Source organism: Pseudoalteromonas sp. NJ631, from assembly GCF_000276645.1.
In the GTDB taxonomy this organism is placed as follows: domain Bacteria; phylum Pseudomonadota; class Gammaproteobacteria; order Enterobacterales; family Alteromonadaceae; genus Pseudoalteromonas; species Pseudoalteromonas piscicida.
The window spans coordinates 116820-134170 of record NZ_AKXJ01000004.1; the positions used below are offsets into that span (position 1 = coordinate 116820).

General features: G+C 44.5%; 11 protein-coding genes. 9 read left to right on the forward strand and 2 right to left on the reverse strand.

The window, feature by feature from the left end:
- Positions 1 to 127 precede the first annotated feature (127 nt).
- The 5 genes from A587_RS0109275 to A587_RS0109295 all read left to right on the forward strand — a co-directional run bounded on the left by A587_RS0109275 (position 128) and on the right by A587_RS0109295 (position 9894).
- The gene (locus tag A587_RS0109275) at positions 128 to 2167 is read left to right on the forward strand and encodes a bifunctional 2',3'-cyclic-nucleotide 2'-phosphodiesterase/3'-nucleotidase (protein WP_017217351.1); all 2040 of its coding nucleotides are present in this window, start codon (positions 128 to 130) and stop codon (positions 2165 to 2167) included.
- A gap of 70 nt (positions 2168 to 2237) precedes the next feature.
- Positions 2238 to 4406, forward strand: a complete 2169-nt coding sequence (locus A587_RS0109280) for a DUF6359 domain-containing protein (protein ID WP_017217352.1) — start codon at positions 2238 to 2240, stop codon at positions 4404 to 4406.
- A 278-nt stretch (positions 4407 to 4684) separates the two neighbouring features.
- Positions 4685 to 5725: an efflux RND transporter periplasmic adaptor subunit gene (locus tag A587_RS0109285; RefSeq protein WP_017217353.1), complete on the forward strand. Its 1041-nt coding sequence runs from the start codon at positions 4685 to 4687 to the stop codon at positions 5723 to 5725.
- Positions 5726 to 5734: 9 nt separating this feature from the next.
- Complete coding sequence (locus A587_RS0109290; protein WP_017217354.1) at positions 5735 to 8851, forward strand: efflux RND transporter permease subunit; 3117 nt, start codon at positions 5735 to 5737, stop codon at positions 8849 to 8851.
- A 161-nt stretch (positions 8852 to 9012) separates the two neighbouring features.
- On the forward strand, positions 9013 to 9894 hold the full coding sequence (locus A587_RS0109295) for a patatin-like phospholipase family protein (protein WP_017217355.1): 882 nt from the start codon (positions 9013 to 9015) through the stop codon (positions 9892 to 9894).
- Between the two features lie 42 nt (positions 9895 to 9936).
- On the opposite strand, the gene A587_RS0109300 is transcribed toward A587_RS0109295, so the two are convergent.
- Together A587_RS0109300 and A587_RS0109305 are read right to left on the reverse strand one after the other, a co-directional pair.
- Positions 9937 to 10767 carry a CvfB family protein gene (locus A587_RS0109300; protein WP_010379092.1) on the reverse strand — a complete coding sequence of 277 codons (831 nt, stop codon included), beginning with the start codon at positions 10765 to 10767 and terminating at the stop codon, positions 9937 to 9939.
- Positions 10768 to 10769: 2 nt separating this feature from the next.
- Positions 10770 to 12101 (reverse strand): DEAD/DEAH box helicase, encoded by a 1332-nt coding sequence (locus A587_RS0109305; RefSeq protein ID WP_017217356.1) that lies wholly within the window; start codon positions 12099 to 12101, stop codon positions 10770 to 10772.
- A gap of 208 nt (positions 12102 to 12309) precedes the next feature.
- Between A587_RS0109305 and trhO the strand changes: the two genes are divergently transcribed.
- The 4 genes from trhO to A587_RS0109325 all read left to right on the forward strand — a co-directional run bounded on the left by trhO (position 12310) and on the right by A587_RS0109325 (position 17332).
- Positions 12310 to 13293 (forward strand): oxygen-dependent tRNA uridine(34) hydroxylase TrhO, encoded by a 984-nt coding sequence (gene trhO / locus A587_RS0109310; RefSeq protein ID WP_017217357.1) that lies wholly within the window; start codon positions 12310 to 12312, stop codon positions 13291 to 13293.
- 302 nt (positions 13294 to 13595) lie between these two features.
- A complete protein-coding gene (locus tag A587_RS0109315) occupies positions 13596 to 14978 on the forward strand; it encodes an NAD-dependent succinate-semialdehyde dehydrogenase (RefSeq protein ID WP_017217358.1) in 1383 nt (460 codons plus the stop codon).
- A 107-nt stretch (positions 14979 to 15085) separates the two neighbouring features.
- Positions 15086 to 16096, forward strand: coding sequence for an L-threonylcarbamoyladenylate synthase (locus tag A587_RS0109320; RefSeq protein WP_017217359.1), 1011 nt, complete (start codon positions 15086 to 15088; stop codon positions 16094 to 16096).
- A gap of 198 nt (positions 16097 to 16294) precedes the next feature.
- Complete coding sequence (locus A587_RS0109325) at positions 16295 to 17332, forward strand: efflux RND transporter periplasmic adaptor subunit (RefSeq protein ID WP_010604799.1); 1038 nt, start codon at positions 16295 to 16297, stop codon at positions 17330 to 17332.
- Positions 17333 to 17351 lie beyond the last annotated feature (19 nt).

The following is a 17351-nucleotide window of genomic DNA, read 5'->3' on the forward strand; positions in this document are numbered from 1 at the left end:
TTATACTAACTCGCTGTGCTTCTTGGTTCAGCTTCTATGAAGTGGAATAAGAAGAGACGAGAATTGGTATTACTGAAATAACTAAAAGCATGCGCACGGGTATGCAAACAAAGTAAAGAAAGGACTTATGAAAACAAAACTACTTCCAATCGCACTACTGTGCGGTGCCACAAGCATTATTACTGGTTGCTCAGATTCAGATAACGATGTTGATATAAACGTGCCGAAAGGACCTGATATTCCAAAAGAGGGCACTGCGGTGTCTTTGCGTTTACTAGAAACCACAGATTTGCATGCAAATGTATTGAACTACAACTACTTCTCAGACAAGCAAGATGACAAAGTGGGTCTAGTGAAAACCGCGGCGTTAATCCACCAAGCGAGAAGCCAAGTTAAAAACTCCATGCTGGTAGATAATGGCGACTTGATCCAAGGTAGTCCGCTTGGCGACTATATGGCGAAGATAAAAAACCTCAAAGAGGGAGAAGTTCACCCTGTTTATAAGGCAATGAACACACTAGAGTACGACGTCGCAAACATTGGTAATCATGAGTTTAACTTTGGTTTAGCGTTTTTAGACGAAGCAATTGACGATGCGAACTTTCCCTATATTAGTGCAAACGTATTTAAGGTTGATGGCGACGAAGATGAAACAAATGATGTGCCGTTATTTAAGCCTTACCTAATTCAAGAAAAACAATTCTTTGATGAGAATGACAAACTTCAGGTGATTAAAGTCGGCTTCATCGGGTTTGTTCCACCGCAAATCATGCAATGGGATAAGGCCAATCTTGAAGGCAAAGTGATCGCCAAAGACATCGTAAAAATGGCAAAACACTACGTACCTAAGATGAAAGCTGAAGGCGCGGATATTGTCGTTGCTATTCCGCACTCAGGCCTAGACGTGTCAGCCGATAAGCCAATGGCTGAAAATGCATCTTATGCTTTGTCCAAGGTGGATGATATAGACGCCATTATGTTTGGTCACGCGCATGCAAACTTCCCTGGTTCGGGCTACGCAGACTTAGCGGCACATGGTGTTGATAACGATAAAGGCACAATCAATGGCGTTGCGGCTGTAATGCCTGGTTTTTGGGGCAATCATCTTGGTGTAATTGACTTAGATATCCAATTTAAATCAGGTAAATGGGTGGTGGTTGACTCACAGTCGACGCTGAAAGCTATCTATGAAACGGATGAAAATCGTAACACCGTATCTTTGGTAGAAAGCGATGCGGCAATTGAAGCAGCAGTACATCGTGAGCATGCTGAAACTCGCGCATGGGTGAATGAGCCTTTTGCTAAAATTACCAACACAGTGAACAGCTATTTTGCGTTAGTGAATGACGATCCCTCAATCCAAATCGTGACTGACGCACAAGCATGGTATACAGCAAAAATCGTGCAAGGTACTGAGCTTGATGGATTACCTATTCTGTCTGCGGGTGCGCCTTTCAGAGCAGGGCGTGGCGGGCCAGATGACTTTACCGCAATACCTGCAGGTGATATCGCCTATCGTAACGTTGCGGATATGTACATTTACCCGAACGTACTTAAGGTGTTGAAGCTCAAGGGCAGCGAAGTGCGCGAATGGCTTGAAATGTCTGCAGGACAGTTCAATCAAATCACACCGAATACTGAAGGCGTTCAAGCGCTGATCAATCCAGACTTTCCTTCATATAACTATGATGTACTAGATGGTGTGACGTATCAAATTGATGTCACTGAGCCTGCACGCTACGCTGCAAACGGTGAAAAGGTGTCAAACGGTAACCGCATTAAGGCATTGAAGTATCAAGGTGAATTGGTGAAGGATGACCAAGTATTCTTGGTAGCAACGAATAACTATCGTGCATCTGGTGGCGGTAATTTCCCAAATATTAAGGGAGATAAAATCGTCGTTGACTCGCCAAATGAGAACCGTCAGGTCGTTGCTGACTATATAACTTTTGTTAGCGACCAAAATGGTGCTGAAGGACTTGATCCGTCCGCCGATATGAACTGGTCATTTGCACCTGTGGTTGGCGCTAATATTGAATTCTTTAGCTCAACCAGTGCGGATGCTGAAACTTACAGTCAGCAATTTAATCATATTCTACCTACCGGCAAAACCGACGAAAGAGGTTTTGCACTTTATCAGCTGGATTTAACACAACCGCTGAACTAATACACTACGCCGCCATATTTTGGCGGCTTTTTTATTGCTTCTTTTTATAATTTTCAACGGGATTTGACGAATGAAACAAGTAAACTTCAAGCTTTGCAGCGTAGTTTTGGCTGCAGCTATATCCACATCTGTATTTGCAGCGCAGCCGTATGACTGGAATAACCACATTCCAGTCAAAACACCAAGCACAAACAACAATGGTAAGACAGTATTATTTGATGTGTCACACGGTGGCGTCGAAGGAAATGCCGACTGGGTTATTGATGGTGCGTTTTCAGACTTTGCGGATGCATTAGTTAATGAAGGATATACCGTAAAAGAATATCGTGGTGTTGATTTAAACAATGACGGCAAGATTAGATTCTTTGACGACCGAACCTCTCAAAGCAATCAAAATGAAGCGGTTATCAGCTACGATGCGATTAAAGATGCCGATGTCTTTGTATTGGCAGAAACTAACCGTCCTTTCACTCAATCAGAGCAAGCGGCGTTATTGCAGTTTGTAGCGGATGGAAAAGGGATATTTTTTATTGCAGATCATTATGACGCGGATCGTAATCTAAATACGTGGGATGCCACTGAAGTCTTTAACGGCTACAACCGCTCAGATCTGGCTAAGTATAATCTAGGTGGTGAGTACGGTGACTGGCGTAATCCAAAATCAGCAGACATGGGATGGCTTGCAGAAAATTTTGGGGTCCGCTTTCGCTTTAATGCCGCGGATTACAAGCAAGGCGTAAGTGGTATTGAGTCTGCGAGCAAAACAGAAGGGATCACACTCGGAGTTACTCCTGTTTTGATGGCCGCCGGCGCGACGCTTGCGATTGTTGATGAACAAAAAGCGAAAGGCTTGGTTTATTTTTCACCTTCAGACACACCAGCTAAGTGGCGTCATGCCAAAGATGATGGACTTTACTTTGGTGGTAGAAATGAAGGCCCGTATGTTGCTATCTCAAAAGCTGGGTTAGGCAAAGCCGCATTTATTGGTGATTCTTCCCCAATTGAAGACGCTACACCTAAGTACAAGCGTCAAGATAATGGCAATAGTAAAAAGACGTACCCTGGCTGGACAGACAGTGGTAATGCCGCTGTACTTTCGGTCAATATCATCAACTGGCTAGCGACTCCTGAGTCGTATCAGTACTTTGATGGTACTAACGGTCATGCAAGCGGTGAAGTAACACCTGTGCCAATGGCGCCGCAAGAAATGTCTGATCCAAACAATGGTCAACCATGGGGGACGCCTGCATCGGGTTTTGATGCGTGGAATACAGATAGCTATAAAAATAACTCTTTCAATGCGCCTTATGGTTCAGGGCAAACCAACCCAGATCCTAATCCCGATCCAGAGCCAACTCCTGATGGCACGATTTCTGTAGCACAGGCCCTTGCTGCTTCTACTGGGTCTAAATTTGCTGTGTTAGGTAAAGTGACAGCCGAAGTAAACGGCATCTATGGCCTACTACTCACAGATACTGCCAACGCATCGTTAAGTATCAACGTAAAGCTTGAATCTGCTCAGCGCAGTGACTTTAACCCGCAACTCAATCCTGAGATCCTTGGTCAATCAGTTATAGTGACTGGTACTCGAGACAGCTACATGGGCGAGGCTGGTATTCGTTATGTAAGCGATATTCAGATTGCACCAGTGGCATTGTCGGTTGAGCAGGCGCTTGCAACCGCCGAGGGCAATGAAATTGAGCTTGTTGGGCGTGTTAAATCTGCACTTAATGATATCTATGCTTTAGTACTTGAGGACAGCCAAAATCCAAATCATACGATAAATGTTAAACTTGAAAGTCACCAGCGTGCTGCATTTAGTCCGCAGCTTAATCCATCCATTCTTGATTCTACTTTAGTTATCAAAGGTGTTCGCTCATCGTATATGAGTGCACCGGGGATACGAGAAGTCAGTGAAATACAAACCGTTGGTACAACGACAGAGCCATCAAGTGATATGAGTGTTGCTGACGTATTAGCGCTGAATAATGGCTCTGCAGTGGTAGTCAGTGGCAAAATCACAGCTGCGGTAAACGATATCTATGCGCTTGAATTAAGCGACCCAACAGTTGCTGGCAACAAGCTATATATTAAGTTGGAAGCAGCTCAGCGTGATACATATAGTCCCAAGCTTAACCCGAGTTTGATTGGTAAATCACTGAGAGTTGAAGGGATTAAAAATGACTATATGAGTCACCCCGGTGTTCGTAATGTTACCTCACTTGTATTGTTAAATTAAATCATTGTAATTGACCCTCCTTAAAGTAGGCATGGCAACGTTTATGCCTACTTTATTCCAAGCGTTATTCCCGTATATTCTTTGTTCATTCATTATTTCACAAACTACACTTTCGAGGTCATTTACCTAGTTTGGATGGTAATGATTTTTATTTGTGTTAGTGTGTCGGCGTTATAGTGACATAAACTCGCAAGTTGCAATGCTTAGTCGAGATCAGTAGGTGCTTTTGCCTAGTGCTTACGAAAAGGAATAGTGTTTTTAACTTTGGAACAAACTACATGAAATGCGTTTGCTTAATACTCTCTCTTTTATCCTTTAACCTTTATGCTGCAGCGGTCAACGTTGTGGTCACTGATGTAAAGCAACAACAGCTTGAACGGACATTGTCTTTAACTGGCTCAATTAGTGCAGCACAACATGCACAAGTGTCAAGTTTAACCGATGGTGTAGTAACTAAGATCTCAGCTGAAGCCGGTGATATTGTTGAGGTAAATGCTGTACTACTAAGTCTCGATTCAGCCTTAGTAAAAGCTGAGCTAAAAAGTACAGAAGCGGCACTTGAGCGCGCCAAGGTCGATCGCAACAATGCGATAAGGTTGGTAAAAGAAGCACAGTCTCTGTCGCAGCGAAAATTATTTGCGCAAACAGAGCTCGCTGACAGACAGGCAAAGTTACAAGCATCAGAAGCAACTCTTTTAGAAGCACAAGCTAAGATAGCTTATCAGCGAGAGCTCGTTAACCGCCATCAATTAAAAGCGCCTTTTACGGGGGTGATTGCAAAGCGCACAGTTAATTTAGGTGAGTGGGTGACGCGTGGACAAACGGTGTTTGAGCTAGTGAGTAGTGATATTTTGTGGCTCGATTTGCAAGTGCCACAAGAATACTTTCAGCTTATTAATCTCGGCCGTGTCGTTAATTTTAGCGTCGCAAGCGAGCCAAGCGTGCAGCATCAGGCTCATGTATTGGCAAAACTTCCTGTCGTTGACAAAACCAGTCGCTCGTTTCTATTAAGATTGGCAATCCCAAAAGGTGCGCAGATGCGTGTCGGCGCATCGGCTACGGCAGAACTGCCGCTAATTCGAGCACAAGACCAAAGCGTGATTATTCCTAGCGATGCGATTTTGCGTCATCCCGACGGTGGGTTCAGTGTCTTTGTGGCCGTTGACGGTCAAGCAAAGCGGTTAAACGTTGAAATTGGTGAGCGAATTAATGATCATATTGAAGTTTTATCTGGCTTAGAGATAGGGCAACAAGTGGTGGTTGAAGGCAATGAGTTACTGCAAGCAGGCCAGGCATTAAACATTGTACCGGGATTATAGGAGCGGGTGATGTTAAGAGCCAGTGTAAATCACGCCATTTTAGTTGCTGTCACGGTATTGATCTGTTCGATATTGGGCATTGTTGCGGCGTTTAAAATTCCGGTGCAAATGATCCCAGATCTTGAAGTAAGAACGATCACTGTGGTGACCAATTGGCCCGGAGCAACGCCACAAGATGTTGAAAAAGAAATACTTATAGAACAAGAAAGGTATCTTCGCTCACTTGCGAATCTAAAGCGCATGTCAAGTTATGCCAATACCGGTGAGGCAGAGATAGAGCTTGAGTTTCCATTTGGTGTCGACGTCAACGAAGCGCTCATAAACGTGAGTAATGCGTTATCTCAAGTGCCAAATTATCCAGAAAACGTTGACCAGCCGGTGTTATACAGCAGCGCGTTTTCGAGCAATGCCTTTATGTTTTTTAATCTAAAGCCACAACTGGGGAACCCACTCAATCTTGATATTGATATGCTTCGCGATTACGCCGAAGACTTTATTCGTCCAGAAATGGAAAGAGTCAGTGGAGTATCACAGGTTGGTGTGCGTGGTGGTGCACTCTATCAAGTACAAATTTTGGTAGATCAAGAACAATTGGCGAGCCGTGGAATTAGCTTAGTTGACGTTAGAAATGCAATACGCAGTCGTAACCAAGATGCCTCTGCTGGCGATATAGACAGTGGGAAACGGCGTTATTTACTGCGTATGGTCGGCCGCTTTGAGTCAGCTAAAGCGCTAGAAGAGCTGGTAGTCAGTCACCGTGAGGGCACCACAATTAAGCTTAAAGACATCGCTCAGGTAAAGCTTGATCATTATGAAGTGCGCGATATTGCCTATAACAATGGCGAGCGAGCCTTAATGCTCTCGGTGAGACGGGAAAGCGGTTCTAACGTGATGGCCATTAAAGAAGAAATGATGGAGGTAGTGGCTCGCATCAACCGTGACATGCTCGCAAGTAATGGACTACAACTGACGCTATTGAGCGATGATGTTCGTTACGTTAAAGGATCTGTTGAAAATGTTTGGACGAATTTAGCGCTAGGTGCGGTGCTTGCGACTCTGGTGATGTTTTGGTTTTTAAAGAGCCCACGCTCGACCTTTATTGGTGTGATGGGCGTTCCAATTTGTACCATCGCGGCATTTTTGGGTCTGTTGCTATTTGACAGAACGATCAACGTGATTTCCCTCGCCGGCGTTGCGTTCGCCATTGGCATGACGGTTGATAACACCATTGTTGTACTTGAGAACATAGAGCAAGCCAGACGCCGAGGTCTCGACAAACTTCAAGCAGCTATTACCGGAGTTCAAGAGGTATGGCCTGCGGTGCTCGCTTCAACCCTGACCACAGTGTTGGTATTCGCACCTATTTTATTTATTCAGCAAGAAGCCGGACAGCTTTATTCCGATGTCGCAATTGCGATTTCTGCTGCAATTATCGCTTCTATGTTGGTGGCCTTGTTTGTGGTGCCTGCGGCAAATGCAAATTTTGCCTGTAAGGAGATCTCCAATGGCATGTTGTCTACGCCTAAACTGCCAACGTTTATTCCGGCGATGTTATCAAGTCCGCGTGCTCGCATAGTGTGTATTGTATTCGGTAGTGTGTTGTTACTCGGTGGTGCGTGGTTATTTATGCCTAAAGCCGAATATTTGCCAGAGGGAGAGGAGCCAAAAGCGTTCTCTATGATGATAGCGCCTCCGGGCTATAACCTCAGCCATATGCGAAAAATTGGTGATGAACTACTTCCTTATTTAAATAAGCATTTGGAAAACGATGACAGCGATTTTGTATCAGGTAAAACGTCGTTGCCACCTTTAAAGTATTATTCGATGTCCGTTGGTGTTGGCAGCATTTGGTTATTGAGTGAACCATACAACCGTGAATACATCGATGAAATGATGGAGGCAATCACGACCAAGTTTAGAAGCTACCCAGGAATGCGTGCATTTTCTTCACGAGGCTCGATTATCTCAAGTAATGATGGCGGTTCAAGAGCGGTGGCTTTGGATATTAGCGGTACAGATCAAACGGCGCTCTACCGGGCGGCAGATGCAGTGTACCGGTTAGCGGGGGAGGTCTTTGATAATCCACAAGTGGATTCTGCGCCATCTTCTCTGACACTCGACCAACCGTTAATAGAGATTCAACCAAGGTGGCAACGGCTGGCTGAAGTGGGTATGAGTGCTGACGAACTCGGCTATACGGTCGCAGCTCTGAGTGACGGCGCTTATGTTGATGAGTTGATTTTAGACGATGACAAAGTAGACGTCTTTTTATTTTCTGAGTCGGGTAATCAGCAAAGTCTTTCGCAATTAGCGCAATCTCCAGTTGTAACCAAAGCTGGACTGATCCCGCTGAGCGCTTTGGCCGATCTACGAGAAAAAGCAGATAGTGATAGTTTGCGTCGAGTTGATGGTCGTAGAACCGTGACTGTATATATTATTCCACCAAGAAATGTTGCGCTAGAGGAAGCGCAGGAATTAGTAAGAATGGAATTATTACCGCAGCTTCAGAGGCAGGGCGATCTGCTTCCTGGTGTCAATGTGAGTATCGGTGGTGCTGCCGATCAACTAGACAAAACCAAAGAAGCGCTGGGCAGTAATTTTATCGTTGCTTTAGCGCTGTGTTATTTACTACTTGTCGCAATCTTCAAGCATTGGGGCTATCCGCTATTTATTATGGCAACAGTGCCGCTTGGCATGGCAGGGGGCTTACTTGGACTAATTGCTATTAATGGCATTGGTAGCATAACAGGCACTTTCCACCAGCCTTTTGACATGATCACTATGCTTGGCTTTTTAATTTTGTTAGGGACTGTGGTTAATAACCCTATTCTGATTGTCGATCAAAGCCGCAGAAACCTTGAGAGTACCGCGATGAGTGTGTACGAGGCGGTGATCTCCGCGCTACAAACGCGATTAAAACCGATTGTGATGTCAACGATGACAACCCTATGCGGTCTTGCGCCATTGGTATTCATTCCAGGAGAAGGATCTGAGCTTTATCGAGGCGTTGGCATGATAGTGCTTTGTGGTATTGCTATGGCAACTATCGTTACACTCACCATTTTACCGGCGCTATTAGTCAGCTTTTTAAAACGGCCGATAGAGAGTTCTGTAAGCAAACTTTAACCACATATTAATCACACTATGGATATTATGAATGCCTTGCTTTAACGTTTCTGTTCAGCAGGGCATTTTTTATTGCTAAGTTGTATGGAAGCTTGAATTTCTAGGTTTTGCCCACAGTAAAATAAGATGCGTACAGGTTTATATAATAAAAAGAGCACAACATGACAACTAACATACGCTCTGCAATTATCGCTGAGGGCGGAGGTCAAAAAGGCATTTTTACAGCGGGCGTGCTGGATGCTTTTCTTGAGAAAAAATTTACGCCTTTTGATTTAAAAGTGGGTGTCTCCGCGGGTGCACAAAACCTCGCAGCCTATTGTGCTCGCGCAAGTCAATATGCGCAAACTGCTATCGAATCACTTACAACGGAGCAGCAGTTTTTCCGTCCCGCGCGATTTTTTACCGGTGGTAATGTCATTGACTTGGATTGGTATTTTCAACAAGTAGAGCACAGCGGCAAAGTACGGTTTCCAACTGAGCCTAATCACCTCACGCCGGAAAGTAACTTTTATGCGGTTGCAAGTCACTTAGACTCGCTTGCGCCACATTATTTGCATACCTGGCACGATAACATGTTTACCCATTTAAAGGCTTCTAGTGCAATCCCTTTTTTATATCGTCCAGGCGTTAAAGTTGCGGGTCACGGCATGATGGATGGTGGTGTAGCCGATCCTTTACCCGTACGGTGGGCACACAGTCAAGGGGCAAAGACTATTTGGGTGATCAGAACCATTGAGGCACATGACGATGGCAAAATGCCAGTGCTTGAGCGCTTAAAGCCAATCATGCGACGCGTTAATCAATCTCCTCGAATGTTTGAAATGTATCATCACTATCAAAGTCGCTATGCCGATGCGGTTAACTTTATGAATTCACCACCAGAAGATGTTAACGTCATTCAAATAGCGCCCAATAGACCACTGGAATCTATGATTTTAGGCTCAAGCCCAGAGACCTTAAAGTCAGATTATAAATTGGGATTTGAACTTGGATTAAAAGCGGTAGATAAATGGCGAGATATGCTTGAAGTAAGTGTAATGTGACAAGCAAGTCTCAGGTTGAGACTTGCTAAGTATTGTGTGCGTTTAAGACTTACGAATTGAAATAGAAGTCGCTTCAATATCAATTCGGCCGTCTTTAAACAAACCACCGATGGCTTTTTTAAAGTTAGCTTTAGAGGTAGAGAAAGTACGCTTGATTGCGTCAGGATCTGACTTATCGCCTAGCGGTAAATAGCCCCCACTTTCTTCGAGCTTGCTATAAATGATTTCCGCAAGGTCTTTAACCTTACCAATACCCGGCTTTTCTAACACGATATCAATCTTATCTTCGTCATGAACTGCTTTTACAAAGCCCTTCATGCGCTGACCAATATACATCCGCTTAAATACATCATTGAAAAAGACCAATCCAAAGTGTTTTTCATTGACTATCACTTTATAGCCAAGATCGGTTTTTGCCGCGACGATTAGGTCTACTTCTTCGAATTTTTCGTACTCGGCTTTTGATTTACTCAAAAATTTACCCAACGCACTAGACGCACAAATACGCTTACTGGCGTTGTCTAGGTAAAGCCTAACCAAATAGCTATAGCCGTCGCGCATTTTCGGTTTTTGTTCATTGAAAGGCGCTAACACGTCTTTTTCAATACCCAAATCCATAAAAGCACCAACCTTATTGATCTCTTTTACGCGAAGCAGGGCAAACTCACCGACTTGTGCAAGTGGCTTTTTGGTTGTTGCCGTTGCGTGTCCCAAGTTATCTAAATAGATAAATACTTCAACAGAGTCACCTTCTTCGGTGTGCTTTGGCACCTCTGCTCGAGGAAGAAATACGTCACCAAGCTCACCACCGTTTAAATAAGCCCCTTCAGCGGTAAGCTCTTCAATGGTTAACATTTTGATTTGACCTAACATGATTATTCCTCGTCAGTTTGTGGTTTTGGTTTGCGACGCATCGGCATAGTACCGTCAATATCAATCGGTGGCGGGACCACTTTTCTCGGTTTTGACTTTTTCACCGGCTTTTTCTTAGGTTTACTTGTTTGCTTTGGCGCAGACTCTGCAGGGCGATTTTTACTCTGCTGCGGTTTTTGCTTAAGTCCTTTGAATTTACCAACAAGACCGGGGACTTCTTCAAAACGTAGTGGCTCATCAAGATAGTTTTTGATTGCCACATAGCTATCCCAATCTTTGGGGCCAACAAATGAAACCGCAGTGCCTTTAAACCCGGCACGTCCTGTACGACCGATACGGTGGACATATTCTTCTGCCTGCTTAGGCAAGTCAAAATTCATAACATGGGTAACAGAGAGCAAATCGAGACCACGAGAAGCAACGTCTGTGGTAACAAGTACTTTATAGATACCACGGCTGAAGCTTTCCATAATGTCTAACCGCTTATTTTGCGGCATATCGCCCGACAACGATACCGCTTTAATCGACATCTCATTTAACAGTTTGCTTAATCGGTCTGTGTCGCCACGAGTTGCGGTAAAGATAATGCACTGTCCTACGTCATCTTGTGTGATGAAGTGCTTAAGCAGCGCTTCTTTATGATCTAAATGATCGGCAAAGTAGAGTGCTTGCTTAATGTCTTCATGCTGCTGGTGGGCATTGCTTAACATAATGCGCTTTGGCGATTTAAGTAATTGACGTGACGATGCTTCAACTTGGGTATGGTCTAGCGTGGCTGAAAATAGCAGCGTTTGTCTTTGGCGGTGATCCGCAGAATCATTAATGACGTCCAACTGTTTTTCAAAGCCAAGGTCAAACATACGATCTGCTTCATCAAAAATAAGCAGTTCAAGACCACCTAAAAATAATGAACGATTTTCAACGTGATCGGCAATACGACCAGGAGTACCCACCACAAAGTGCGGGTCGCGGCGTAGCGCTTTTACCTGATCATTGTAGTTTTCACCACCTAAAATCTTACAGACTTGAATATTAGTGCCAGCACACAGTGCACGACACTCAGAGAATACTTGAGTCGCGAGTTCACGAGTTGGAGCTACGATAACAACGCGAGGATCGCGTTTGCTCAGCGCTTTTTGTTTCATTACACGCTGTACGGCAGGCAGCAAGAAGGCTAGGGTTTTGCCAGAGCCTGTTTTAGACTGCGCAAAAACATCGTGGCCAGCTAGAGCCGTTGGGATGGCATGCGCTTGGATCTCGGTCGGTTCCGTGATCCCTTGGTGAGCCAGTTGTTGTTCTAGGCGCGTATCTATCCCAAGTTCAGTGAATCTCAAGTCAATTTCTCCAAGTCTTGAATTTTAAAAACACGAGATTATACCAAAGCATAGACGCTATCGGATATAGAATTTGTGTTTTTTGCATTTTAATCAAAAATCCGTAAAATACGCGCCTCAGCGCCGGGTTTGCGACTCGGTTTTCGTGCTTTACACATCGTCATGCTTAATGTGTAAGCTAATCAAAGCTTAAATCTAGGAAAATACAATGTCAGAACAATACGTTGTTTGTGCTATGTACAAATTTGTCTCTTTACCTAACTATCAAGAGATAAGACAGCCACTTCACGATGTGATGGAAGCGAATGAAGTTCGCGGCACATTATTACTTGCCGAAGAAGGCATTAACGGTACCGTTGCCGGTAAACGTGAAGGCATTGATGCGCTACTTACATGGTTAGACAAACAACCGGGCCTTGATAACATCGTTTATAAAGAGTCGTTCGATGAAACTTGCCCTTTCTACCGCACTAAAGTAAAGCTTAAGAAAGAAATCGTGACCATGGGTGTACAAGGTATAGACCCTAAAGAAGTGGTTGGTACGTACGTAAAACCACAAGATTGGAACGCATTGATTTCAGACCCTGACGTTGTGCTAGTTGATACGCGTAACGACTATGAAATCGAGATCGGTACGTTTAAAAATGCCATCGATCCTAAAACCAAGACTTTCCGTGAGTTCCCTGAGTGGGCGCAAAATAACTTAAACCCAGAAAAACACAAAAAAGTGGCGATGTTCTGTACTGGCGGGATCCGCTGTGAAAAATCGACAGCGTATATGAAAGAGCAAGGCTTCGAAGAGGTTTATCACTTGGAAGGCGGCATTCTAAAATACTTAGAAGACGTGCCAAAAGAAGAAACCATGTGGGAAGGCGAGTGTTTTGTGTTTGATAACCGTGTTGCTGTCGATCATGATTTAAACAAAGGGTCTTATGATCAATGCCATGCTTGTCGTATGCCAATCACGGAAGCAGAGAAACAACTCGAAGAATATATGGAAGGGGTGTCTTGTCACCACTGCCACAAAGACTTAACAGAAGAGCAAGTTGCACGATTTGCTGAGCGCCAAAAGCAAATTGAACTGGCGAAGCTACGCGGCGAAGGTCATATTGGTCATGAAGCACAGGATGCTATTCGTAAGCGTAAAGAAGAAAAGCTAGCGCAAAAAGAAGCGCAACGTCAAAAGCGCTAAAGGTGCATTGTACTAAGAATACATAACAAAGGGACCGGATGGTCCCTTTTCTCTGCTAAACTTTCATTGCAAGCTATTTGCGCAAGCGCCATTCGCTCTGCAAACTTTTCATATTAGGTGTGTAGCCTTTTCTAATTCACGTATTCAAATTCTTTTAAATCTAATTCTGAAATTAAATTAATTCATAATAATCAATGGGATATTCATTATTCTCAGATTGGTGTCTTCCTTGCTTATTTAAAGGCTATCGCTGTAAATCTAAAAATTGATTTACGCCGTTAAATTTTTGAAGGAGCTTTATGATGTCAAATACGGTAACCACAATTAATCCTGCGACAGAGCAACCCGTTAACGAATACACTTTAATGAGCTTGGACGAGGCGCAAAAGTCGGTAGACTTAGCCAATGATTGTTATTCATTTTGGAAGAAAACCACATTTACACAAAGAGCACAAAAGCTAAACAGGCTTGCTGACTTAATCGAGGAAAATAAATCAAAGTTAGTCTCACTGATGACCGAGGAAATGGGCAAGGTGACGGAGCAGGGTGAACAAGAAGTTTCTTTGTGTGCTGAAATTTGCCGATATACCGCTGAGCATGGCGAAAAAGAATTACAGGATGAGCATCGGGTATTTGAGCAGGGACATGCCATTATCACTTATCAACCAATAGGTGTGATCTTAGGAATACAACCTTGGAACTTTCCGCTTTATCAGGTGATTAGATACAGTGTTTCAAACGTGATGGCGGGTAATACCACGGTCATGAAACATGCCTCAAATGTATTTGGTATGGCTAAATTAATTGAAGAGTTGTATTTAGAGGCAGGCTTTCCAAAAGGTTGCTACCAGTCACTATTAATTGACGGCGAGACAGCAAGCGAGTTGATAAAGAATCCATATATTCGCGGGGTTACGTTTACCGGAAGCGATAAAGTAGGTAAGCAAGTTGCAAAACAAGCTGCTGAGCTCTCCAAGAAAACCGTCCTAGAACTTGGCAGTAACGATGCCTTTGTGGTGCTGGCAGATGCTGATATTAATAAAGCGGTGTCCGCGTGTATTCAAGGTCGCATTGTCAACAATGGTGAAACCTGCGTTGCTGCGAAGCGCTTTATTATCGTTGATGAAATTTATGACCAATTTAGAGAGGCTTTTGTGGCTGGGTTTAAGCAGCTTAAGGTGGGAGATCCAACCGCAGCAGACACCGACTTAGGTCCTATGGCGCGTAAAGATTTACGTGATGAATTACACCAACAAGTTGAAGCGTCCGTTAAGGCGGGAGCGACTTGTCCACTTGGTGGAGAAATTCCAAAGCAACAGGGGTTTTATTATCCAGTCACCATTTTGGAAGACGTTAAACCCGGTATGCCGGCTTATGATGATGAACTCTTTGGCCCTGTGGCGTCGCTGATCCGTGTGCATGATGAGGCTGAGGCGATGATGGTAGCCAATGATTCACGCTATGGTTTAGGTGGCGGGATTTTTTCTGAAGACACACAACGTGCAACAGAGCTTGCTATTAAGGAGTTTGATACTGGCATGGTGAACATCAATGGCTATTCGTTGGCACAACCAAATTTGCCGTTTGGTGGTGTTAAAGACAGTGGTTATGGTAGAGAGCATGGTGGCTTTGGGATCAAAGAGTTTGTTAACGTGAAAACCGTGATGGTCGCAAGCGCTGAATAACGCTAACCGCTCCTGATGTTAGCTTTTACGCTGGAGCCAGTAATACTGGCTCTTTGCATTTTAAATTGGTTATAATTCGCGTCCATTTTTTACAGCGAGAAAGACACGTGGGCGAAGCAAGCTTAACTACCTTACATTTACTGGCAACCGATCCAAGCGCAGTGGCGCAAGCGGCTGAACTTGCACGTGATGGTCACCTTGTTGCGGTTCCAACAGAAACCGTTTACGGCTTAGCAGCAGATGCAAGGCAACCCGATGCGGTAAAAAAAATCTTTGCAGCAAAAGGACGCCCAGCAGATCACCCGTTAATCGTACATCTCGCAGACAAGTCTTTGGTCACTGAGTGGGTGGAAACATTGCCAGACTATTTTGACGCTTTAGCAGATGCTTTTTGGCCGGGACCATTGACGATCGTTGCCAAAAAGCAAGCACATGTGAGCGATGTAGTCACAGGCGGCCACCCAACCGTGGGTATACGTGTGCCAAATCATCCTGCAATGCTAGCATTATTGCAGCACATTAACTCCGGACTTGCTGCGCCCTCTGCCAATCCTTACAAAAAAATTAGTCCAACCACCGCCGAGCAAGTGTTGTTTGGATTGTCTGGCAAGATAGCGGCTGTGTTAGACGGCGGTCCGTGTGAAGTAGGACTTGAGTCTACGATTGTCGATATATCTTCAGCGACACCGAGGATCTTGCGAGCAGGCCCTATTACTAAAGCTGCACTTGAAGCGGTGCTCAATATTGAAGTGGATGAGCCTGATGTACACACTGTAGCCGTCCCAGGTAACGTAAAAGCCCATTATCAACCAAGCAAACCGCTTACCCTGTTGTCAACGGAAGAGTTAGTTGCTCGCCTAAGCGGCCAGTGCGAAGCGAATACCGGTGTGTTGTATTATTCATCACAAATAGAGCGAATGATCTCTGAGAATTCAGCAAACCACGAGCTGGTGGATCTCAAACTTGGTGCTGACAAAGCCAAGTATGCGCAGGGGCTTTATCACGGGTTACATCAATTGGATCAATCTAGTGCAACTGAGATTTTGTTGGAAGCACCACCAACTGCCCCCGAATGGCGCGATGTTAACGACAGACTGATGCGTGCGGCTGCACAATAGTCATAATTTGGCGCGGTAGTCTATCGCGCCTAACTCTGCCTCAATCTTTACATAACTTTACCTTACTTTACATGGGCTTATCTTGCCTTTAAAACGCTGCAAGGCATACTGCATCTTATCGCACTTATCCTGTGTGTTATCGAATAGTTTATCTTGATGTGAGTGATTAACTGTTACACTCAAATATAGCTAAGAACAATGGAAATTATTAAGGTTAATATGTGTAAAGTAACGCGCTTGGTGGTTTTTACGGCCACTATGCTGATAACCAATGCCGCTTTGGCGAAACCTTCGCAAGTGATTGCAGAGCCTATTCAATTTGAAAGCAGTAGCCAGCAAATTCAGGCAGTAGGTAATGCTGAAGCTATTCAGTCGGTTATTTTGTATCCCGCGATTGGTGATAGGGTGACTGCGGTACATTTTAAACCGGGCGATCAGGTTAAAGCGGGTACTTTGCTATTGGAGCTAGACTCACGCCGCCAAAAAGCGGCGCTTGAAGAAGCTAAAATTCGTCTTGCAGATGCGCAGCGCACCGTCGACCGTCTAACCGATAGCCAAAAGCGCGGCGCCGTCCCAATTAATGAATTAGATAAAGCGGTAACGGACAGAGACTTAGCAAAGGTCGCCTTGATCCAAGCTAAGAATGAATTAGAAGACCGCCAAGTGATCGCCCCTTTTTCTGGCGTAATGGGACTCACCGATGTTGAGGTTGGAGATCGCATTACCACCCAAACCGCGATTGCGAGTATCGATAACTTTGATAAGTTGTATGTTCAATTTGCGGCACCGGAATCGGCGTATGGCATGCTTAAATCGACCGATAGCGTGCTGCTGACACCTTGGAATGATAATTCAACACGGATCGACGCAAAGATAGCGCAAATGGACTCTAGAATAGACCCAACAGCCCGCACACTAAAAATCAAAGCCATCTTTGAAAACCGCAATGACCGTTTTTTGCCTGGAATGAGCTTTAGAGTATCGCTAACAGTATTGGGTGAAGAGTTTGCCGTTATTCCTGAAGCCGCACTGCTTTGGGGCGCAACAGGTCCTTATGTATGGAAAGAAGTAGATGGCAAAGCTAAGCGTATAGATGTCAAAATCCAACAGCGGTTGCCGGGTAAATTGCTGGTATCAGGCGATTTGGCTGCAAGAGAGTTATTAGTTGTAGAAGGGGTGCAACGTCTTCGTCCTGGGCAAGAAATTGCGGTGACGAATGCACTGGCGAAGGAATAAATCGTGACTAAACCGGAGT